This is a genomic window from Enterococcus sp. MMGLQ5-1, assembly GCF_013155265.1.
GTDB lineage: Bacteria > Bacillota > Bacilli > Lactobacillales > Streptococcaceae > MMGLQ5-1.
The window spans coordinates 1-22587 of record NZ_JABJXU010000007.1; the positions used below are offsets into that span (position 1 = coordinate 1).

Here is a 22587-nt window from a genome sequence, read left to right on the forward strand (position 1 = left end):
CGTGTCGTGTCGTGTCGTGTCGTGTCGTGTCGTGTCGTGTCGTGTCGTGTCGTGTCGTGTCGTGTCGTGTCGTGTCGTGTCGTGTCGTGTCGTGTCGTGTCGTGTCGTCCAAGTCTAAGCATCGTCACCCCTCCTGTCAAGTCTTTTTAGAAATTAAATTAAAATTAATTTTAATAAACTAATTAAATTTTAATATAAAACTCATCAGAAAGCAACAAATATTAAGATGAAATCGGACGTGAATTTTGCATTCTGTCCGAGAAAGATTAGATTATCTGCAGCAATTCTAAGATATTTTGACGGTTTGCCCGTGCTTTCCGAGAAAGATTGGGTTATTCGCTTAAAAATAGCACCTTTCACGTGAATTTGGTATTGTTTCCCGGAAACAATACCGGTTTCGCAATAAATCAGCATCTAAATGGTGAATTTGGTATTGTTTCTCGGAAACAATACCGGTTTCGCAATAAATTAGCATCTAAATGGTGAATTTGGAATTGTTTCTCGGAAACAATACCGGTTTCACAATAAATCGACACCTAAATGGTGAATTTGGTATTGTTTCTCGGAAACAATACCGGTTTCACAATAAATCGACACCTAAATGGTGAATTTGGTATTGTTTCTCGGAAACAATACCGGTTTCACAATAAATCGACACCTAGATGGTGAATTTGGCATTGTTTCTCGGAAACAATACCGGTTTCGCAATAAATCAGCATCTAAATGGTGAATTTGGAATTGTTTCTCGGAAACAATACCGGTTTCACAATAAATCGACACCTAAATGGTGAATTTGGTATTGTTTCTCGGAAACAATACCGGTTTCGCAATAAATTAGCATCTAAATGGTGAATTTGGAATTGTTTCTCGGAAACAATACCAAATTCATAATAAAACTACAACATCCAAAGCAGTCTTGACCAACGCAAAAAATAGACAAAGTATACTTTTAGAGTATGCTTTGTCTACATTCTGAAACAATCAGGTAATTAAAATTACCTGATTGTTTTTTTAAAATGATTTATTGCAGCAGCCAGCCACCGTCAACGGCAATTAATTGACCTGTGATATAGCTCGCATCGTCACTCGCGAGAAAACAGACAAGCTTCGCAATGTCCTGACCTTTACCACGGCGCGACAACGGCAATCTCTCAACCAAGGCCTGATAAACGGCTGGATTACTATACTTTTCACGCGTCATATCTGTTTCAATACTACCAGGTAGAATTGCATTAACCCGAATACCGCTTTTTCCTAGATTTTTTGCTAAATTTTTAGTCAATTTATTGACGCCGGATTTACTAATGCCGTAAACTAAATTGGTCGCATCATCATAACGTGAAGCAATCGAACTGATATTAATGATACTGCCCAGCTCATTAGTCCGAGCTTGATACTGTTTAGCAAATGCCTGAGACAATAAGATTGGTGCTGTTAAATTCACTTGAAAGATGCGCTGAATTTCACTCAGTTCAATTTCTGCTAACGAGTGGTTCGCACCAATGCCTGCATTATTAATCAAAATATCAATAGATTGTCCAGCTAATATAACAGATGCAGTTTCAAATAGCGCTTCACCAGTCTTCAGCTCATTCAAATCTAATATTATGCCAAAGGCCTTTGGCAAGCCAGCCTCAGCTATGGCGCTTTCTGCTTTTGCCAAGCTATTTTCATTGGTCGCCGTAAAAACAACATTTGCACCAGATTTCAATAGCAACTTAGTAATTGCTAAGCCAATGCCTCTCGAACCACCTGTTACCAGTACATTTCTACCTTCAAATCGCTTATCTGCCATCCTTTAATTCCTCCTTTAGCTTATCATAAAGCAGCTCAACTCAAGCAATAGTCATAGTATGACATATTTATTGAAAACAATAAAAGATGAGCAGTCAGTATAACCTTTTTCCTGTTAAAAAAGTTACCTCAACTGCCCTTTAATCTAACTAAATTAAATAATTCGTGCCAAAAATTGCTGAGTTCGTTCTTCATTAGGCTGTTCAAAAATCTGCTCTGGCGTCCCTTTTTCGACCACTACACCACCATCCATAAAGACAACCTCACTGGCCACCTCCTTGGCAAAGCTCATTTCATGGGTTACAACAACCATCGTTTTTCCTTCTAAGGCAAGCTCCTTCATAATATTTAAAACATCACCAACCAATTCCGGATCTAAGGCCGAGGTTGGCTCATCAAATAACAAGACCTTTGGCTTGGCTGCAATTGCTCGAGCAATCCCAACACGCTGCTGCTGACCACCGGATAGCTGGCTCGGATAGTAGTCCTTAAACTGTGATAGACCAACCTTATCTAAAACCTCATCGGCAATTTGATTTGCTTCAGTTTTAGATAGCTTTTGACCATAAATTAAGCCTTCCGTAATATTTTCCCGTGCCGTTTTATTAGCAAAAAGATTGTAATTTTGAAAAACAAAGCCTGTCGCTTGGCGAATTTGATGAATTTGATTTTTAGTTGCCTTAGCCACATCAAGCTGTTGACCAGATAATTCAATTTCACCTTGATCGGCATGCTCCAGAAAATTAATGCTTCGGAGCAGGGTTGTCTTGCCAGAGCCACTAGGCCCTAAAATAACCACGACATCGCCCTGCTTAACTGATAAATCAACACCCTTTAAAACCTCTAAATCACCGAATTGCTTATGGAGTTTACGGATATTTAACATTTAGCCATCCCTTCCCTTTTCCTGAAACTGATTGAGCTGCAAGCTGACCCTCCTCGATTGAAGCCACTTTAATAGTCTGACGATTAATTGCTAAATGCTGCTCAATTTTCTTAAAGATAAATTGAATTAAACTGCAGATTATAATATAAATCACAAAAATAACAAGATAGCTTTCCGCATAATTATAACCATAGCTTGCTTGAATTTTAGCAATTGCCGTAATATCCTTTACAGTCATGACAAAAACTAAAGAAGTACCCTTAACCAAGGTAATCGCCAGATTACAAATATTAGGCAAAGCACTTACAAATACCTGTGGCAGAATAATCCGTCGATAGATATGAAAGCTAGATAGCCCTACGGCATAGCCTGCCTCAAACTGACCGCTATCAATTGCAGATAAGCCTGAGCGAAAAATTTCTGCCGCAGAAGCCGTGCTAACCAAAAGAAATACGATACAGGCGTAAAATAAAGGATTTACCTTAAAAATATCAATGCCGATACCATTTTCTTTGAAAAAGGCATTTAGAAAGCTTGGAAAAAAGCTGTAAAACATTAATATCAATAAGATTAACGGCGTTCCACGAATGATTAAGGTATATAGCCTCGCAAATTGACTTAATATCGGAATTTTTTTAAGACGAAATATTGCTAACAATAAACCAAGTGGCAAAGAAGCGAGTAATGCAAAAAAACTAATCAGTAGCGTGGTTGGCACGCCCTTTAATGCTTCAATAAAGGTTGCTAAAATATATTGAAAATTCACAAGATTACGCCCCCAATCTTCGAGCCTGATGCTTACTTAAAATGCGTTCAATTTGAAAACTGCCACCTTCAATTACCAAGGCAACTCCCCAATAAACGAGAGTCACGGCGACATAGGTTTCTAAGCCGTAATTACCTAAATTTCTTGAAATAATATTTTGTGCTTCACCCATAATATCAACATAACCAATCATGTATGCTAAGGTACCTTCTTTTAACAATACTAAAAGGTTATTCGCAATGTTTGGCAATGCGATCGTCGTTGCCTGTGGTAAAATAATTCTAATAAAAGTTCTGGTTTCTGTGAGCCCACTTGCTAGGCCTGCTTCTGTCTGCCCCTTTGGTACTGCTAGATAAGCGGCTTTGAAGGTGACCGCAATATTGGCAGAAAATAATAAGGTTAAAGCGGCAATCACAAAAATACCTTTATACCAGCCATTAATATTTACCAAAAGTAATATTTCTATCACTTTTGGCAACGTATAAAAAACTAAGAAAATCAGAACAATTGGCGGTGTGCACCGCATGATTTGAATATACTTATCAGCAATTAACTGGCGTAAAGTATCTTCCGCCAGACTCCAGCGGGCTAATAAAAAGCCAAGTGCAGAGCCCAATAAAAAAGTGAAAAAAACAATTTCGACCGTTTGAGGTAGTTTTGATATAATATTCGGCAAAGCTTCTATGACTTTTTGCGAATTGAATGGAATCATATTTATTCAACACCTCTTTTAATTATTATTCTTGAATATATGAGAAGACATCTTCACCAAAGTATTTAATTGAGAGCTTTTTCAAGGTGCCATCTTCAGCTAACTCTTTAACTGCCTGATCATATGCCTTAGCAAATTCCTCATTCGCTTCATCTTTATGAATAATCGGATAAGTTGGAATACCTTTGTAAGGTATATAACTCAAGTCATTAACATATTGATGATATGGACCAGCTTCAGCTAAAACTGAATTATCAAAGCTTAATTTAATATCGAAAAAGCCATCATAGCGATTCTCAAGTACCCAAGCATAAGCATCACTGATCGTAAATTGTTCTGAGGCCGCCAAATTAATTGGTGTTGCTGGATTTTTCTGATTAAATTCTTCAATGACCTGATATTGTGCATTTTGCGGGCTAATTGGCACTAAACGACCGCCTGCCTTAGCAAAAGCCTCTAAGCTGGTATATTTTGCCGCATCGGCCTTTCGGAAGGTTAAACCAATGACAGAAGCCGCTATTTTTTCTTCAGGAATAATGAATTTTTCTTCACGCTCCGCCGTTTTCCATGCGCCTTTCGTACCGATATCATACTTTCCTGACTCTAAACCAACCAATAAATCCTCATCGCTGGTTGGATTGTATTCAAATTTATAATTTTTCAGTTTTTTATCAACTGCCTTTAAAACTTGGACCTCAAAGCCATCAGATTCTCCAGCCTCATTCACATAATCATACGGTTTGTAATTTTGTGTATGGGCAACCTGCAAAATCGTTACCTTATTTGTTGTTTCTGCATCGGCCTTTTTATCCTGCTGCAAGCCACGAATCAAAACCACACCGCCAATGATTACGACAGCAGCGATAGCACCACCAATAATTTTATAATTTTTCCCCATTATAATTACTCCTTTTTTTTTAACATTTTTATTAATAATCTACTCTGAAATATATGAAAAAACATTTTCGCCAAAATATTTATTTGACAGCTTTTCTAAAGTACCATCATCTTCTAGTGCTTTAACTGCCTGATTATACGCCTTGGCAAATTTTTCATTCGTTTTATCTTTATGAATCAAAGGATACGTTGGAATCCCTTTATACGGTATATAGCTTAATTGATCAACATATTGATGGTATGGACCGTCTTTAGCTAAGACCGAATCGTCAAAGCTCAGTTTAATATCAAAAAAAGCATCATAGCGTTTTTCTAAAACCCAAGCATAAGCATCACTAATCGTAAATTGCTCTGCTGCTTCAAGTGCGATTGGTGTGTCAGGATGTGCCGTATTAAAATCCTCAATCACCTGATACTGTGCGCTTTGCGGACTAATTGGAATTAGCTTACCGCCTGCCTTGGCAAATGATGCCAAGCTACTATATTTGGTCTTATCCTCAGCTCTTATTGTAATACCAATCACTGAAGCTGAAATTTTTTCCTCTGGAATAATGAATTTTTCTTCACGTTCCGGCGTTTTCCATGCACCCTTTGTACCAATATCATACTTACCTGATTCTAAACCAACCAATAAATCCTCATCACTAGTTGGATGATATTCAAATTTATAATTTTTCAGTTTTTTATCTACTGCTTTTAAAACGTCTACCTCAAAGCCACTTGATTTACCATTCACGTCCACGTAATCATACGGCTTATAATTTTGCGTATGCGCAACCTGTAAAACAGTCACTTTTTCAGAGCTAGCTGCAGTGGCATTTTTTGAGGCTTGTAATGAACGAATCGCAATAATCCCACCAATTGCAATGATAGCAATCGTTCCCCCAATAATAATTCTTTTCTTTTGACTCATATAACGCTCCAGTTTCTAGCTTTTACTCAACAATAGCAGATTGATTAATTGCAGCTTGTCTTACCCACTCCAAATGCTCTAGCGGCGTTTCTCTAGGTACAGTACAATCCGCTCCAATTAATAACGAAGGACTAGCACTAAATGAATCGATTATTTTTTCCGTCTCATTTTGAATTGCCGCCTGAGTACCAGCAAAAATCAAATCTTCAGTCGTATTACCAAAGCCACCTAAAACAACCTTGTCGGGAAATAATTGATGTCCCTCAACCAGAGAAACCTTTTCAACAGCCGTCGCCCAATTGACAATCTGAGCTGGATAGGCAACAAAATCTGCCAAGCGATTCTTTGCACCTTCGTAGCCACAAATATGCAAGATATTAATACCACCTGCCTCATTAGCAGCATTTAAGACAATTAAATCATTAGGCTTAACAATATTTTCAAAAATCTCGGTTTCTATAATGCTTCTAATATTTTGGGTACTGAAATAAATACCATCAGCCCCTGCCTCTTGAATAACTCTAGCTGAAAGCACGGCAATATCATTCGCAACAATCGCTAGAACATGATTAATTGTTGCTGCTGAATATGAATTCACAAATTCAACAAACTGCGCATCACCACCTAAGAGAAATTTCAAATAGGTTACTGGTGAAAAAATATTATAAAATGAGTAAATATCCTCTTTAAATTGAGCCCTTTGACGTTTCACCAGCGTAATCTGTTCTTCAATCCAAGGGTGATTTGCTCCAATTGATTGAATCGCACCTAATTCATCTTCTGTTGCCGTTAATGAAATAATTGGATTGGGATAATTAAAATAGCCATCACTCATCAATTTAATAAAATCAGGATTGAAAGCCTCAATAAATGCCCGGTGTCCCTCAACATTCCTTGCAATCAAAGCTTCATTACTGGTAGCTTCTACTAACTCATCCTCAAAAAAATGAAACCAAAAACCAACTGGTACTCGCTCCGGTTTTTTCCCCTCTAAAACACTTCTAACAATTCTTCTTTTTTCTGACAAAATTGTACCCTCCTTACCCAATTTTTACTACGTATCTAACAAACTTATCTTTCGATGAACAATTGATTATGAAATTCAAAGTTAGCTGATAAAGGTGATTATATAAATGTTTGACTAGCACGTAAATTATAGAAAAACTATTGATTGATAAAGATAAACTATTTAAAGCTTAGATAATTATTAATGCTGTCAATTTTTGATAGCTAAAATTTTGATAATTAATCGTATTTTATCAGTATGATAGTTATTGCTTATCACCTCTGGATTGACCTAATTCAAACGAGAGATGCCCTTATCAGTTGTTATTTCAGATAAAAAATATTACACTAAGGGTGTAGTCAACAAAGAAAGAAGGGATTAAAATGACCACAATCAAAAATCAAGAGTATCAAAATATTTTAATCGCAATTGATGGTTCTGATGAAAGTGATGTCGCCTTTAACAAAGCAATGAATGTTGCAAAACGTAATAATACTGCTTTAATCATCGCTCATATCGTAGATACACGTGCCTTTCAATCTGTTAGCTCCTTTGACGGTACTTTAGCAGATGAAGCGACTCAAGCGGCTAATAAGATTCTTGACGAGCATATTGATCGTGCTAAAAGCTTTGGTGTGACCAATGTCAAAAAAATTATTGAATTTGGTTCACCAAAATCTTTAATTGCTACAAAAATTCCTGAAAAGGAAAATATTGGTTTGATTATGCTTGGCGCAACTGGTTTAAATACCATCGAACGCTTACTAATCGGCTCTGTTTCTGAATATGTCATCCGTCATGCACCTTGTGATGTCTTAATTGTTAGAAATAAGGACTAGTAGCTTATTTATCAGCAATGCCAAAAAGCACTTTTAGCCGTTAAGCTCAAAGTGCTTTTTATATGTCACTACTGTTTTAGAATTGTTAATTAATAACACGACTCAATATAATTTTTGAAATCAAGCTGATATCAATTCTTCAAGCCCCTATATTGAATCCACTTGGATGTTTCGTAAATGTCTACTTTAGCAAATCCGGCATTTCGAAGCAGCCTCTCCATTGCTTCACTTTCACTAAATTTTGTCAAATGATACTTAATCTTATCTTTTTCACAAATCAAATTAAGCTCGCCACCCTCAACCAGTGAAGGATAGACATTTAAAAGCACTTTTTCAATATTTTCCCAATAAATATGTGTTTGTATGGCAAAAATATGATTAAATTTATTTGACTCAAATTGCATACTTTCAGCAGAAATACACGACAGTTCAGCTATTTCTCTTGTTAAAAATTTTTCATTTAGCTTTTTTGTTTTTTCAATTGCACTTTCTGAAATATCAATACCATATACCTGATTCACTAGCCTTTCTTTAATGAGATAGTGGATAAATGCACCGCCACCACAGCCTATTTCTAAGATCGTATCACTTCGATTTAAGCTGGTGTTATTAAGCCCCCATCTAGCCATTGTCATAAAGGTACGATTCCAGATATCTAGCATTGAATTACCAATAAACCCGCTAGGATTTTTACATTGCTCTATTAAGTATTGCATTATTTTTGATTCAGCTTTTGCCGTCATTTTTTATACCTCAATTTATTTGACGTTAATATCTTAATCATACAATATTAGCTTATAATTATAATACGACTGAAGTATGAAATTATGATTTTTTAGCAGGCTAGCAGCACTAAATGCGTGATTTTGGTATTGTTTCCGAGAAACAATACCGTTTTAGCAATAAAACAGCACATAATGTGCGAATTCGGTATTGTTTCCGAGAAACAATACCGTTTTAGCAATAAAACAGCACATAATGTGCGAATTTGGAATTGTTTCCGAGAAACAATACCGTGTTAGCAATAAAACAGCACATAATGTGCGAATTTGGTATTGTTTCCGAGAAACAATACCGTTTTAGCAATAAAACAGCACATAATGTGCGAATTTGGTATTGTTTCCGAGAAACAATACCGTTTTAGCAATAAAACAGCACATAATGTGCGAATTCGGAATTGTTTCCGAGAAACAATACCGTTTTAGCAATAAAACAATACCTAATGTGCGAATTTGGAATTGTTTCCGAGAAACAACACCGTTTTAGCAATAAAACAATACCTAATGTGCGAATTTGGAATTGTTTCCGAGAAACAATACCAAAATCACAGCATAAATGCTGTCAGCATGACAAAAAAGCACTCTGAGCAATTAACCTCAAAGTGCTTTTTACATGTCACTACTGTTTTATAATTGTTAGTTGTTAATTAATAATTATTAATTGAAGGATTTCAATCCAATTTATTCTGCTTCCTCATCAATAAAGGCATTGAATACTTCTTCAATCATATCCCATTCAACAGTGCTTTCCTCTGGAATTGGCTGTAGGTCCCCTTCGGTGCCATCCTCATTTTCAGTATACGAATAGGCTTGAATTTCGACCTCTTCGTCATCACTGACATCAGTCGGTACTAATAAAACATACTTTTTACCATACTCCTCAATACCATCAATGGTTAATAAAATTTCAAATAACGATTCATTGCCCTCATCATCGACTAGAGTGATAAATTCACGTTCTTCATTTTCATGGTCATGATTGTGTTCAGTCATTATTGTCATCCTTTCACTTAAATACTTATTTTCATATTAACAACTAAAGGGTTGTCCGACCTTGTCTGTCCAAATAGTTCTGTAATATCATGACGGCTGCAAGCTTATCAATGACCTTTTTTCGCTTATCACGTCTAACATTACCCTCTTCAATCAGCATTCTTTCTGCTTCGACTGTTGTCAAGCGTTCATCTTGATACTCAACTGGAATCCCAAATTTTCGATTAATTCGCTCACCATAAGCTTTTGAAGCCTCTGCTCGAGGTCCAAGCGTATTATTCATATTTTTAGGCAGACCTAAGACAAAGCGTTCCACCTGATACTCTTCAACCAATTGAGTTAGACGCTTCATGCCAAAGTTCCCATTTTGTTCATCAATTTGAATGATTTCAATACCCTGTGCCGTATAGCCTAATAAATCACTAACTGCAACACCAACCGTCTTACTGCCGACATCTAAGCCCATGATACGCATCAGGCATCAATTCCATGGTTTTTTAAATAAAATTTAACCAGCTCTTCAACAATCTCATCTCGTTCATGACGGCGAATCAAGTTTCGGGCATCTTGATAACGAGGAATATATGCTGGATCACCAGAAAGAATATAACCAACAATTTGATTGATTGGGTTATAGCCTTTTTCATTTAGAGCAAAGTAAACTGTGGATAAGGTTTCACTAATTTGTTTTTTGTTATTATCGTCAAATTCAAATCTGACTGTTTCATCTGTAAATGACATCTTGTCGCCCCCTTTTCAGTCTTTCTTACTTATCCAGTATAATCAATTAAAACATAAAAGACAAATATTCCAACTACTATTTTGTGATATCTTAATCTATAATAATAAAATAATAAAAAATATAGTCATAAAATTCAGGAGAAGATAATTGAAATTAATACAGGCATTACCCAAGGATAGCGATAAAATCCTAGAGATTTTACAGGCTGCTTCAAAATTTTTAGCAGAACAAGGCATTAATCAATGGCAAAATAATTATCCGAATCAAATAATTGTTGAAAATGATATTAATGACGGTATTAGCTATATCTTAGTCAACGACCAGGACCAAATATTAAGTGTTGCTGTCCTTGATACCAAACCAGACCCAAATTATAATACAATTAAAGACGGGCACTGGCTGAGTGAACAGCCTTATGCAACAATTCACCGAATTGCAACCAATCCCGAGCATACAGGCAAGGGAGTTGCAAAGGCTACCTTTGCCAGTCTAATTGAGCAGGCGAAACAGCTCGGCTTTAAGGAAATACGAATCGATACGCATCCAAATAATCTCATCATGCAACATCTAATTAAAACAACTGGCTTTGTTTATTGTGGCATTGTTACCATAAGTGACCAATCAAAGAGATTTGCTTATCAATTATTCATTTGACCACTTAAAATAATCAATAAAAATAATTATATCATTATTTAAAATCAAACAATAAAACATTAATTACCAAATTGATTGATTAACTACCTATCATTTGATATAATCATTTCACTTTGGGGAGTAGCAACAGTCAATCGACTGGAATGAATCAACATTAACCCGTGAATTATCACTGGTTCATTCTTGAATTGCCAGACCAAGAAAATAAGTTTATTGCTAACTATTTTCTTGGTCTTTTTGTTAGCAATAATCATTTGGAGGAAAAAATGTCAAAAGAAACACTGCAATCAAAAGCAACGCTTGGCGGTATGCTTGTTGCAACTGGTATCGTTTATGGTGATATTGGTACAAGTCCACTTTATGTTATGAAATCCATTTTGGAAGGTCAAGGTGGCATCAATCATATTTCAGAAGCATTTTTAATTGGTGCTGTCTCCTTGGTGCTGTGGACCATGACTTTACTGACGACTTTTAAGTATGTTCTAATTGCTTTAAAAGCCGATAATCATGGTGAAGGTGGCATTTTTTCACTATTCACTTTAGTTAGAAAAAATGCAAAATGGTTAATTATTCCTGCAATGATAGGCGGTTCAGCTTTGCTGGCCGACGGGGTACTAACACCGGCAATGACTGTGACAACTGCAATGGAAGGGCTCAAGGATATACCAGCCTTTACCTCTGTTTTTGGGACAAGCCAAGACGTGATTATTGTATTGACGTTGATGATTATTACAGTTCTCTTTGTCATTCAACGCTTTGGAACCGAAAAAATTGGTAAGGCCTTTGGGCCGATTATGCTGGGCTGGTTCACCTTTATTGGTGTCATTGGCTTTTCAAATATGCTATCAGATTTAAGTGTTCTGCGCGCAATTAATCCATACTATGCAATTGAATTGCTATTTAGCCCAGAGAACAAAGCTGGTCTAATGATTTTAGGTAGCGTCTTTCTAGCGACAACTGGTGCAGAAGCATTATATTCTGATTTAGGTCATGTGGGAAAATATAATATTTACATGAGCTGGCCTTATATAAAAATAACATTACTATTAAGTTATTTTGGACAAGCTGCCTTTCTGCTGAGAGCAAAGGAGCTACCGCAGTATCAAGAAATTAATTCATTTAATCCATTTTTTAATATGATTCCAGATGCCTTAATGCTTTTTGGCGTTATCTTTGCTAGTGTCGCAGCCATTATTGCCTCTCAAGCGTTAATCACTGGTGCCTTTACACTGGTCTCAGAAGCGATGAAGCTTCGCTTATTACCAAGACTTAAAATTATGTATCCTGGTAACTCAAGAGGTCAAATGTACTTACCGATGGTTAACGGCTTACTCTGGATATTAACAATCGGGATTGTTATCGGCTTTAGAACAAGTCATAAAATGGAATCTGCCTATGGTTTAGCAATTACCGTAACAATGCTGATGACGACCATCCTCCTATATTATTTCTTAATAATGCGTGGCTGGTCTAAGCTGATCTCAATAATGACTATCCTGTTCTTTTTATCCATTGAAACGATATTCTTTATCTCGAGTCTTGCTAAATTTTTCCATGGCGGCTATGTAGCAGTCTTAATCGCAGTTGTCATTTTAGCAATTATGTCTATCTGGGAAAAAGGGAATCTAATTCAAGAAAATATGCTTAATACAGTCAATTTAAGGGATTATTTAGGACAAATCAATAGCTTAAGTAACGATCCAAGCTTTGATTTATATCAAACAAATTTAGTTTACTTAACCACGCATATGCAAGGTGATGAGGTTGAAGAGGGAATCGTTTATTCCATTTTAGATAAGCAGCCTAAAAAAGCTGTTGTCTATTGGTTTGTTAACATTGAGGTAACAGATGAGCCTTATACCAAAGCATATACGATTGATACAATGAATACAGACTATATTGTTAAGGTAAAGCTATTTCTCGGCTTTAGGGTTAAACAGGATATTAAAATTTGTTTATCAAGCGTCGTTAAAACCTTGATTGCTGATGGTCGTCTAAAGGCTCAGCATCAAAAATATTCAATCAAGCCTGGTCGAGAAATCGGTGATTTCCGCTATATTTTAATCCAAGAGGAGCTGGCTAATCATCAAAATATTTCTAAATTTAATCGTCAAATTATGCAGGCAAAGCTCTTTATCAAACGCTTTGCAACAACACCAGATAAATGGTTTGGTTTAGAATACAGCGATACAACTTACGAAACAATTCCTTTATTTATCAGTGATGAGCCGTCAATCAACTTAAGCTTAACTGAAATTAAGAAATAAAAAATGCCTAACTTGGATAGGGGTAGGACTTTTGTCTCAACCCCAGCCAAGTTAGGCGTTTTATTTTTTAATTAAACAATTGCATCAAAACAGCTGGGATTTCCATCAGTTGCTTTACTTCTCGTGTTGGCACAATTTCCGTATGATTTTCCAATTCTTCAGGATTATACCATATTGTTGGGATGCCGTATTGATTACCACCAAGAATATCACTTGTCAGTGTATCACCTATCATGATCACTTGCTCCTTTTGGTAATTTGGAATTTTACTCGCAATGTATTCAAAAAATTGTGGCTGTGGTTTCTGATAGCCCATGTCCTCTGATAAAAAAATACCATCAAAAAAATGACTTAGCTGTGCTTGATGTAGTCGACGGCGACCGGTTTTACCGTTGCTCACTCCATAAATTTTATAATCTGAAAAGAGTGCTTGAAGCAAGGCCTCTGCGTTTGGTAAAACACTATATGCATCAATATGGGTTTGTCGATAAAAATCATCAACCTCCCGAATATCATCAATTTCAAAGCCCAACTGTTCAAAAATTAAACCAAATCTTTGATTAAAAATTGCTTCTGAGTCTAGCTCTCCAAGCTCATAGGATTTCCAAAGCCTTTGATTTACCGCTTTAAAAACATCAATTGTTTCATTTGTCACAGGAATATGATATTGACGATAAACCTTGCCTAAGCCTTCAATTGAATCCTTTTTAAAATCTAAAATCGTGTCATCGATATCTATAAAAATTTTCTTCAATACATTTACTCCTCTATCGCTTTTTAATGAATAATATGCTCATCAAAAAGTTTCTGCCATTTTTAACATTATATAAGACTAAAAATAATATTGCGAATGTTTTATGTTAAATTTTAGCTCTAGGCTTAAAATACGGTTTTAGCTGGGCGCATTCCAACTGATTTAACTGTCTAAATTCGCCAGCACTTAGTGATGGATCCAAGGTTAATGGACCAAATTGAATGCGTTCTAGCTTAATCACCTGCTTACCAACTGACAAAAACATTTTCCGTATTTGTCGATATTTGCCTTCCGAAATCGTCACCTTTGCCAAGTGTGAGCCGAGCAATTCTAATCGTGCAGGCTGTGTTGGGGTATTGTGATCAATCAATACACCGCTGCGGAATCGGACGATATCTTCAAGCTCTAATTTTTCTCTAGTTGTGACTAAATAACTTTTTTTAACATGAAATTTAGGATGAAACATTGAAATCCCTAGCGGACCATTATCGGTAATTAATAATAGACCGCTCGTTAAAAAATCTAGCCGACCAATTGTGTAAAGCTTAGTCGTATCTAAATATTCTTTCAGCAAATCCATTACAACAGGGTATTGATTATCCCGATTCGCACAAAGGATTCTCAGAGGCTTATTCAGCATGATATAGCGATGTATTTCAGCCGTTAGCTGCTGATTGTCAAAAAAAATTTCTTGAATATTAGGATCCAAATTTTGACCAATGCTCATCAAGGCTTCACCATCAACCTGAATTCTCTTTTCTCGAATTAACGCTTTCAGCTCTTTTTTGTATTTTATGATATTTAATTGAAGCAATAATTGGTCTGCTCGCATTTTACTCTCACTTTTTGATCTATTATTTATATTAGCTAATGCCTAATATTTCCCGAATTTCTGCTTCGGTTAATGTCGATTTTTCAGCAGTACCACTTAAAACTTGATCAATCAAATCACGCTTTTGCGCCTGAAGCCGATAAATTTCCTCCTCAATGGTTCCTCTGGTAATTAAACGCAAAACCTCAACATTATTCTTCTGACCAAATCGATGCGCTCTGGCAGTTGCTTGATCTTCAACAGCAGGATTCCACCATAAATCAAGCAAAATAACCGTATCTGCACCAGTTAAATTTAGACCAGTCCCTCCAGCCTTCAGGGAAATCAAGAATACATCACGCGCGCCAGCATTAAAAGCATCAACCATTTCTAAGCGTTGTTTTGAAGGTACACTGCCATTAAGCTTAAACGAGCTGATATTTAGCTGCTTCAGCTCTGACTCCACCAAATCAAGCATTGTTGTAAATTGAGAGAAGATGAGTGGTCGGGAGCCATTCGCTTTAATTCTCAATAGTAGCTCCTTAAGCTGCTCTATTTTACCACTTTCGCCCGAAAAATCATCTAAATACAGTTTTGGTGAGTCACAAATTTGACGTAAACGGGTCAGACCGGTTAATATCTCAAGCTTATTTTTTACAAAGGTTGCTGAGGTCATTCCTTCTACCTTGATCTGCATCTGTTTAAGCTGTGCCAAATAAACAACCTTTTGTGCCTCAGAAAGCTCACTATATAGGTTTTTTTCAATTTTTTCAGGCAATTCAGCAAGCACCTTTGCCTTTTCTCGTCTTAAAATAAAAGGAGAGACCATCTGACTAACTGTCAACGCCGACAGCTTATTAAATTCACGCTTGGATGGAAATAAGCCGGGCATGACAATTGACATAATTGACCATAATTCATCCAAGCGATTTTCAATCGGTGTGCCGGATAACGCGAAAACATTATTGGGCTTTAAGGCCCTTAATGACTGGTTAATTTTTGTTTGACTATTTTTAACAAATTGAGCCTCATCTAATATTAAATAGTTTATTGTCTTTAAATGATAGCTTTCAATATCTAGCCGCATTGATTGATAGCTTGTAATATATACCTCTGCCGTATCTGAAATTGCTAAAAAGCGTTCATCTTTACTACCTTCAACGACAAGTACTTCAACACCTGGTGCAAAGCGCTTAAACTCCTCTAGCCAATTATAAACAAGACTAGCTGGACAAACAATGACTGTAGGCTGATCAAGACTGACCCTAGTCATCAGAAAGGCGATTGTTTGTAAGGTTTTTCCTAGTCCCATCTCATCTGCCAAAATACCACCAAAATGATAATAATCTAGCATACTTAAAAACTGAATACCCTTGATTTGATAGGGTCTGAGCTCAGCATTTAATTGGGGGGATAATTCCATTTTGAAGCTTTCAGGATGCGTTAAATCATAAGCCATTTCAGCAATTTGACGATCAAAACGAACAGCATCAAATTCATTTAGCAGCGCCTGAGCCAAGACAGTCTGGTGACGAGCTAATTCAAAAGAGCCATTTTTTAATTTCGCCTTTTGGCGTAAGCTCTTAAGTACACTTGCAACACGATTCATTTCATCGTCATCCAACGAAATAATTCTGCCATCTTGTGTTTCAAAATATTTTTCCTGAGCCTCTAGTTGATATAATAGACTATCTATCTCTGATTCATCAATACCATCAATTTCAAAATTAACCGAAAACAAGCCATCAGATTGTTTAATCAAAATATCATGCTTGAAATTTGAAATAGAGCTAAAGGCGGCCTCCAGTTCGTCTGATAGTATCACTTGACCTAATTGCCTAAGCTTAGGAATTTCTTTTTGAAAGAAGTCAAGTAATGCTTGGTTTTTTGGATATGACTTAAAGCCCTGAAAGCCAGTAATTTCGTAGTCAAGCTGGTGAAGCACCTTAATCACAAAATTTTCAGCCTTGAGTTGTCTTAAAAATTTCACCTTTTCTAGCGACTGATAGCTTTGAAATCGTTGCTCATCATAAATAAAAGCAAAATCAATTATGAGCCGCTGATTTGCTCTACTAATTTCAAAGTAAGGTTTAAAATCCGCCATTGTCAAAGAAGCTGGTAAAGTCAATTGACAAAGCGCTTTAAAGTTTTCAAAAATGGCCAATAGCTCTGCCCGCTCATCTTTGTAAAATTCAATTACGATAGAATTATCAATAGGAAATTCAACATTAAGCTGATAGCGTTTTTCGGATTTGTTTTTCTTCAATTGGTCAAGTCCCTTTTTTAGCTGTCGATAGCTAAAAGACTGTGCCTCAGATAACTGAAAAAAATGATGCCCTGAAATCAAAATATTGGAAGCCAATAATGTTTCTGTTACCTCATTTTCAATTGATAAAGAAAAGCTCTCTGGATTTTCAGTTAATACCATTTTAATCGGTGAGTTTTTAGTAGATAAATGCTCATAAGTTAAACGATGCTGGTCTGTTTTTCTGAAATCAAAAGCACTAGACTCCGAAAAATTATAGTGTCCTTGCTTTAGCAATAGCTTTAAAACAGCTCCAACATTCGCTGGGGGTACTAAAATATAACGCTCTAAGTTATTTTGAACATTTGAATGACTAGCTAACGATGAATAAGTATTAAAATTTAATAAAGTACGCAACACCTCTTGGGTAATTGAATCAAAGGAATCCCAACCCAAATTCAAACTGATTTTAGGTGTTACCCTATATGTTTGCCGCTGCTCGATTGCTATGAAAAGGTTTTGAAAATTCTTCACTAAATATCTTTTCTTTTCTGCAGCTTTTCCAATTTTCATAGAAATATACAGATTACTTTCGGAATTTTCCCATGATTGATAGGGGGCGCTTTGAATTACCAGCTCAAAGCTAGCAGCAACCTTCTCGCTTTCATAGAAAAATGATTCTAATTCAAAAAAACCAAGCTGCTGGTAAAACTGTTCCCCATCAGACGATGAGGCTGGTTTCGCTAGCTGAAAGACCGAGCTGCCCTTATGCTGACTGCTGCTATAATTTGCTGAGAGTAGCTTAATCGCTGGTGGATAAAGTGCTACAATTGCTCTTATCTCCTTTGACAATAAAGCAAAATCTAATTCTGTATCAGCACTATACTCTGAAACATCAAAAAGCTGATTGAGCGGTAGTTTTAATGTCCGAAAAAAGATTTCAACTGCGGCAATATGCTCACAATAGCCAAAACGATTAAATAAATCGCAACTACAATCATCATAAGAGGGATCAATTTCACTCAATTCAACTGTATATGGTGAAGCTGCTATAACCTTAGCAATCACTGACTTACTTCTTGGATTAATTGATTCAATTGTAATACTATCTTTTTGATCAACAATCTGCTGGCCTTTACTTCTAACAGAAGCTGGGATTTTTCTGACCAATTTTTCACCTTCGTTCTTACCTAATTAGTTAAATATCTTACGTTAACCTTACCATATTTCATCTGCTTTTTGTGCAAACTCAGTCGCCACAATCCAGCCCAAGGTTTCAGTCAGCGCGACAGCCGTACTAGCATTAACCACATTACCAATGCCCGGAATCCAGCCCACCAAAAATTGACTGGCCGTTCTACCCAGCAAGGTTGCCGTGGTTTCAGTCACGATAAGCTTAGCAACGCTCTCTTTTAAAGGAATTTGGTAAATTTTAGCGAGTGATAAAACCATAGCAACCTGAATTGGAACAATTACCGTAGCATCTGTCCCGGGAAGCTGAGCCAATCCTGCACCAACACTTCCTGTGGCAGCACTGGCTGTATGAATAATTTTTGCCGAACGCTTTCTTAATGCTTCAGGGATATTTTTAGTTTGTTTAAGGACTAATGAGCGTTTTGCAAAGCCCAACACCTCACCAGTCAAATTAAGCCGATTAAATAATTTCATCATTGCCTCCTTTTATTCTATTTTACATGATTCAACTAAAAAGAGATTGGGACAAAAGTCCTAATCCCTTTCATATTGTTCGCAATTTACAGGCTTCGCACGTTAGGAAATTTCGGCATAAGCTGAAAAAACAAACAGGCAACAATTAAACTAAGTTTTTATAGCTTCCTTTGGTCGCTTATAAAAACAAGTTCAAATGCATACCTTTGTCACTAACTGCCTCAATTTTTTGAAAATCGCAAAAATTTTCGTAGAGTAAGTGACAATGGCAAAGCAAACCTTTGTTATTTTTCAGACCTATGCTCATTTTCCTAAACAAGCGTGTTCAGCACCTTGTTTGTCTAGCACGTGTGATTTACCGAAACAATAAAATTTTTTTAACAACTCAACTAGAACACTAAAGCGTTAAGCTTCATATGTCTTAAAATTTATTGTTTACCGTTCGATTTTGGTAGGCAATCACACTAAGCTTTTATATTTACGAGGGACAATGCGACAATTTCAATACCACAGGAAAATAGACAAATTTCCTAATTTTCTTCATCGTTAAACGCTTTTGTCCCACCTCCTAGAAGGTTTGATCATGAATTAGCTTTTCAAAGCTTGTAAAATCTAATTTTGAGCCATCTAAATAACGGATTGCTTGATGATTTAGATAGCTTTTAAAAGAGCTATGGTCATGCTCCAAGTGACCTGCCATAGCATCTTTTATTGCATCGTTAATCATTTCTATAAGCTGATTAAATGACGGCTTATGAAATTTTGAAAATTCAAAATGAATCATAATCTGATCTAAGGGATTAATAATGTAAATATGCACACGATCCTGAATAATCTTATAAGTTATTTGGAAAAGCGTTTGAACAGGAATATCTCTAGGTAGGAGTGGCAGAGCCTCCTGCTGTTTAAAATAACGTAAGAGCTTACGCGAAAATACAAAATTAGTGACGTCTGTTCTAATATTTTCATGATGCTGTTTTAAAAATTTTTCTTTAAAGGATTTATGCAGACCGGTCAACCGTTGAATCGGATAATGATATTGATCTGGTATTTGAGATGAGGCTGGATAATTTTGTAGCTTAACAAATCTAAAATTTTCTGGACTCTTATCAAAAAACTTCATCAGTTCTTCAGACCAGCTCTGATTGAAGGCAATCCCGCCATTTTCATAAGCATCATATAGCAAATCCATTAATAAAGTTCCAAAATCCTGCTCACTCTGAATTTCACTAATTGAAATTGATTCAAATGGCAGCATCAGAAATTCACCTGTCCTTTCATTCATAATTGAAAAAACATAAAGTGAAAGTGCCTCGATAAATTCAAAATTGACTGCAAAAAATATTTGCTGCGTATCTAGAAGCTCACTTGATTCAGCTTTAGGCAGTGGGCTAATTTTCAGCTCTTTGCGTAATTTTTCAGTTATTGCAAATGTAACATTGATTGTCAAAGTGCTGCCTCCATTAAATTAAATTGTAGCTAGAATTATAAGCTAATATTTAGTCACTGCTTGAGCTTGTAGTGGTGCTACTCGAAGACGAGCTACCACCAATTATTTTAGTCCAAGCGCTTTGATAATCTGAATCCGAACCGCCGATGCCAAAACGGAAGGTCGTCATAGGTGCTCCACCAGAAACAGCATAGTAGGAAGTAGTTGTTTCACCGGAAAGCTTTACTGTACCCCGTCCAATTTTTGACAAATCAACGCCTTTATCATTATTTTTTTCTCCCGTTGATGTTAGAACTGTACTTTTTACGACGCTAGAATCATAATCCATTGGATCTGCAATATTAAAAATATCTGGATTTGCCTGATAAATTGCGTTGGTAAGATAAGACATATAAAGTGAATTATTTTCACCACTTGCACTTGACATCGCCGTGTTATCATCATAGCCTGACCAACCACCTAGCGTTACCCCTCTTGTTGATACAACCAGCCAGCTGTCCTTAAAATCATTGGAGGTTCCTGTTTTACCAGACCAATTTGCGTTTCCTAAGGTTGAATTAATAGACTGCAGATTAGATTTAAAATGTGTTGTAATATTAGAATTTAAAACACCCTTTAAAAGATTATTCATAATTGAAGCAGTAGCCTTTGAAAAAACCTGAACTGGATTTGACTGATGCTGATAAATAACATTACCAGACTTGTCAGTAATCTTTTCAATCATATAATTTTCATTATAAATACCATAGTTAGCAAAGGTCTGAAAACCATTCGTTTGCTGACGGACAGAAACTTCTACACCACCACCCATTGGTATGGACTCAATTGAATAGTCAGAAATTGAAAAATTCATTTTCTTCATGTAGCTTGAAGCATCCATACCTTTTTCCTGCATTATTTGGTAAGTCCAATAGGCAGGTATATTCCAAGACCAATTTAGAGCTGTTTGGAGTGTCATCATCTCATTGGTACCTTTATTACCGTCATGATAAATCGGTTCACCACTACTCTTAAAATTTGTAGGGTAATTGGATAGCAGTGATGCTGAGCCAATCAGACCCTGATCAATTGCTGGTCCATATACTAACAGTGGTTTAATTGAAGAGCCGGGATTTCTTTGTGTTTCTGAATGATTAACTTGACTCGTCTCAAAATTACGACCACCAACAAAGCCAAGAATCGCACCCGTTTGATTGTTGAGTAAAACATTCCCAACCTCAATCCCATCACCAACTAAATAACCATAATCAGAGACGGCATTTTGCATCGCTTCATAAATCCCTTGGTCAACTGTTGTCGTAATTTGATAGCCACTTTGACGAATTCGTTGTGAAGCAAGTGAATAATAATGTTCATAAAGCGTCTGATCTTCAAGCTGACTATCAGATACCTTTTCTTCAGTTGTAATTTGTTTCAAAACAATTTTTGTTGCTTCATCTAAAGCAGCATAATAGAGATAACCCTTAGTATCTGAGGATTGTGCCTCATGAGTTAAGAATTGAGACTTTAAATCAACAGACTTGGCCTCTTGGTATTCCGCCTCTGTAAGTAGCTTTTCTCGATACATATTAAAAAGGACTGCATCTTTTCTTTTTAAGCCTAAAGCCAAATCTTCATCGGATTTAAGGGCACCATTACCATCATAAGGCGAATAGGAAATAGGACTTTGTGGCAAACCAGCAATAAATGCAGCCTGCGCAACCGATAAATCCTTAGCAGAAACGCCAAAAATACCGATTGCGGCCTCTTGAACTCCTGCAATATTTTCACCCTTATTATTCCTGCCGAACGGTGAAACATTTAAATAAGTGGTTAATATTTCATCTTTTGTAAAATATTTTTCAATTTGCATTGCCAAAACAATCTCTTCTGCCTTACGCTTAAAGGTTGGCAAATCACCTATAATCTGCTGCTTAACTAATTGCTGGGTCAAGGTTGAACCCCCAGAAGAGCTGCCAACACCAAATGCTTCTGCCAAAACTGCACGAAGAACTGCCTTGGGCACATAGCCTTTATGGACTTTAAAATACTCGTCCTCGGTTGAAATCACCGCATTTTTAAGATTATCCGAAATCTGATCACTTGATACTTTGGTCCGAATTAAATCACTAGAAATCTTTGATACCGCTTGATTATTACTATAATTAAGCTGTGAAATTTCAGAAATATCATTAATTTTATCATATAGCTCGGTTTTTGAAAGTGAATCCGTCTTACTGACTAAAGAATTAAAGTAGCCAATACCAATGCCAGCTCCAAAAACAACGATAAAAAATAAGATAATAAAGCCAAAATAAATAACTGACTTCATAATACGAAAAATAATACTCTTAACTGAAACCTGATCCTTCCGCTGTCTTTTCAGTAGACTCAACTCCTTTAAGGATTTATCCCATAATTATAACGTATTT

The 22587-nt window shown here is 36.3% G+C and carries 20 protein-coding genes; 3 read left to right on the forward strand and 17 right to left on the reverse strand.

Going from position 1 to position 22587, the window contains the following annotated elements; all coding sequences use genetic code 11:
- Nucleotides 1-1021: 1021 nt before the first annotated feature.
- The 7 genes from HOY35_RS08150 to HOY35_RS08180 form a co-directional block, all read right to left on the reverse strand.
- The gene (locus tag HOY35_RS08150; protein WP_172212232.1) at nucleotides 1022-1795 is read right to left on the reverse strand and encodes an SDR family NAD(P)-dependent oxidoreductase; all 774 of its coding nucleotides are present in this window, start codon (nucleotides 1793-1795) and stop codon (nucleotides 1022-1024) included.
- Between the two features lie 153 nt (nucleotides 1796-1948).
- Nucleotides 1949-2680, reverse strand: coding sequence for an amino acid ABC transporter ATP-binding protein (locus HOY35_RS08155; RefSeq protein ID WP_172212234.1), 732 nt, complete (start codon nucleotides 2678-2680; stop codon nucleotides 1949-1951).
- On the reverse strand, nucleotides 2664-3446 hold the full coding sequence (locus HOY35_RS08160) for an amino acid ABC transporter permease (RefSeq protein ID WP_172212236.1): 783 nt from the start codon (nucleotides 3444-3446) through the stop codon (nucleotides 2664-2666). The genes HOY35_RS08155 and HOY35_RS08160 overlap by 17 nt, the downstream gene beginning before the upstream one ends.
- A gap of 4 nt (nucleotides 3447-3450) precedes the next feature.
- Nucleotides 3451-4158, reverse strand: coding sequence for an amino acid ABC transporter permease (locus tag HOY35_RS08165; RefSeq protein ID WP_172212238.1), 708 nt, complete (start codon nucleotides 4156-4158; stop codon nucleotides 3451-3453).
- A 25-nt stretch (nucleotides 4159-4183) separates the two neighbouring features.
- The gene (locus HOY35_RS08170; protein ID WP_172212240.1) at nucleotides 4184-5056 is read right to left on the reverse strand and encodes a transporter substrate-binding domain-containing protein; all 873 of its coding nucleotides are present in this window, start codon (nucleotides 5054-5056) and stop codon (nucleotides 4184-4186) included.
- Between the two features lie 39 nt (nucleotides 5057-5095).
- Nucleotides 5096-5968, reverse strand: coding sequence for a transporter substrate-binding domain-containing protein (locus tag HOY35_RS08175; protein ID WP_172212242.1), 873 nt, complete (start codon nucleotides 5966-5968; stop codon nucleotides 5096-5098).
- Between the two features lie 22 nt (nucleotides 5969-5990).
- Nucleotides 5991-6995, reverse strand: a complete 1005-nt coding sequence (locus HOY35_RS08180; RefSeq protein WP_172212244.1) for a uroporphyrinogen decarboxylase family protein — start codon at nucleotides 6993-6995, stop codon at nucleotides 5991-5993.
- Between the two features lie 362 nt (nucleotides 6996-7357).
- Here HOY35_RS08180 and HOY35_RS08185 point away from each other — a divergent pair, with 362 nt between their 5' ends.
- Nucleotides 7358-7813: a universal stress protein gene (locus HOY35_RS08185; RefSeq protein ID WP_172212246.1), complete on the forward strand. Its 456-nt coding sequence runs from the start codon at nucleotides 7358-7360 to the stop codon at nucleotides 7811-7813.
- Nucleotides 7814-7944: 131 nt separating this feature from the next.
- Here the strand turns inward: HOY35_RS08185 and HOY35_RS08190 are convergent, their stop codons facing one another.
- The 4 genes from HOY35_RS08190 to HOY35_RS08205 form a co-directional block, all read right to left on the reverse strand.
- Nucleotides 7945-8556 carry a class I SAM-dependent methyltransferase gene (locus tag HOY35_RS08190; protein ID WP_172212248.1) on the reverse strand — a complete coding sequence of 204 codons (612 nt, stop codon included), beginning with the start codon at nucleotides 8554-8556 and terminating at the stop codon, nucleotides 7945-7947.
- A gap of 717 nt (nucleotides 8557-9273) precedes the next feature.
- Nucleotides 9274-9588 carry a DUF1292 domain-containing protein gene (locus tag HOY35_RS08195; protein ID WP_349627499.1) on the reverse strand — a complete coding sequence of 105 codons (315 nt, stop codon included), beginning with the start codon at nucleotides 9586-9588 and terminating at the stop codon, nucleotides 9274-9276.
- A gap of 40 nt (nucleotides 9589-9628) precedes the next feature.
- Entirely contained in the window at nucleotides 9629-10060 is a 432-nt protein-coding gene (ruvX, locus tag HOY35_RS08200; protein WP_172212252.1) for a Holliday junction resolvase RuvX, read from the reverse strand.
- Nucleotides 10060-10326: an IreB family regulatory phosphoprotein gene (locus tag HOY35_RS08205; protein WP_172212254.1), complete on the reverse strand. Its 267-nt coding sequence runs from the start codon at nucleotides 10324-10326 to the stop codon at nucleotides 10060-10062. The genes ruvX and HOY35_RS08205 overlap by 1 nt, the downstream gene beginning before the upstream one ends.
- A gap of 148 nt (nucleotides 10327-10474) precedes the next feature.
- Here HOY35_RS08205 and HOY35_RS08210 point away from each other — a divergent pair, with 148 nt between their 5' ends.
- Both HOY35_RS08210 and HOY35_RS08215 read left to right on the forward strand, forming a co-directional pair.
- Nucleotides 10475-10981: a GNAT family N-acetyltransferase gene (locus HOY35_RS08210; protein ID WP_172212256.1), complete on the forward strand. Its 507-nt coding sequence runs from the start codon at nucleotides 10475-10477 to the stop codon at nucleotides 10979-10981.
- 266 nt (nucleotides 10982-11247) lie between these two features.
- Complete coding sequence (locus HOY35_RS08215) at nucleotides 11248-13248, forward strand: KUP/HAK/KT family potassium transporter (protein WP_172212258.1); 2001 nt, start codon at nucleotides 11248-11250, stop codon at nucleotides 13246-13248.
- Between the two features lie 67 nt (nucleotides 13249-13315).
- Here HOY35_RS08215 and HOY35_RS08220 read toward each other — a convergent pair whose 3' ends face one another.
- The 6 genes from HOY35_RS08220 to HOY35_RS08245 form a co-directional block, all read right to left on the reverse strand.
- Nucleotides 13316-14002 (reverse strand): YjjG family noncanonical pyrimidine nucleotidase, encoded by a 687-nt coding sequence (locus HOY35_RS08220; RefSeq protein ID WP_172212260.1) that lies wholly within the window; start codon nucleotides 14000-14002, stop codon nucleotides 13316-13318.
- A 106-nt stretch (nucleotides 14003-14108) separates the two neighbouring features.
- On the reverse strand, nucleotides 14109-14834 hold the full coding sequence (locus HOY35_RS08225) for a pseudouridine synthase (RefSeq protein WP_172212262.1): 726 nt from the start codon (nucleotides 14832-14834) through the stop codon (nucleotides 14109-14111).
- A gap of 31 nt (nucleotides 14835-14865) precedes the next feature.
- On the reverse strand, nucleotides 14866-18228 hold the full coding sequence (locus HOY35_RS08230; protein ID WP_172212264.1) for a DEAD/DEAH box helicase: 3363 nt from the start codon (nucleotides 18226-18228) through the stop codon (nucleotides 14866-14868).
- Nucleotides 18229-18276: 48 nt separating this feature from the next.
- Nucleotides 18277-18726 (reverse strand): hypothetical protein, encoded by a 450-nt coding sequence (locus tag HOY35_RS08235; protein WP_213173265.1) that lies wholly within the window; start codon nucleotides 18724-18726, stop codon nucleotides 18277-18279.
- A gap of 568 nt (nucleotides 18727-19294) precedes the next feature.
- Complete coding sequence (locus tag HOY35_RS08240) at nucleotides 19295-20176, reverse strand: hypothetical protein (RefSeq protein ID WP_172212266.1); 882 nt, start codon at nucleotides 20174-20176, stop codon at nucleotides 19295-19297.
- 49 nt (nucleotides 20177-20225) lie between these two features.
- Nucleotides 20226-22550 carry a transglycosylase domain-containing protein gene (locus HOY35_RS08245; RefSeq protein WP_213173266.1) on the reverse strand — a complete coding sequence of 775 codons (2325 nt, stop codon included), beginning with the start codon at nucleotides 22548-22550 and terminating at the stop codon, nucleotides 20226-20228.
- Nucleotides 22551-22587: the final 37 nt, after the last annotated feature.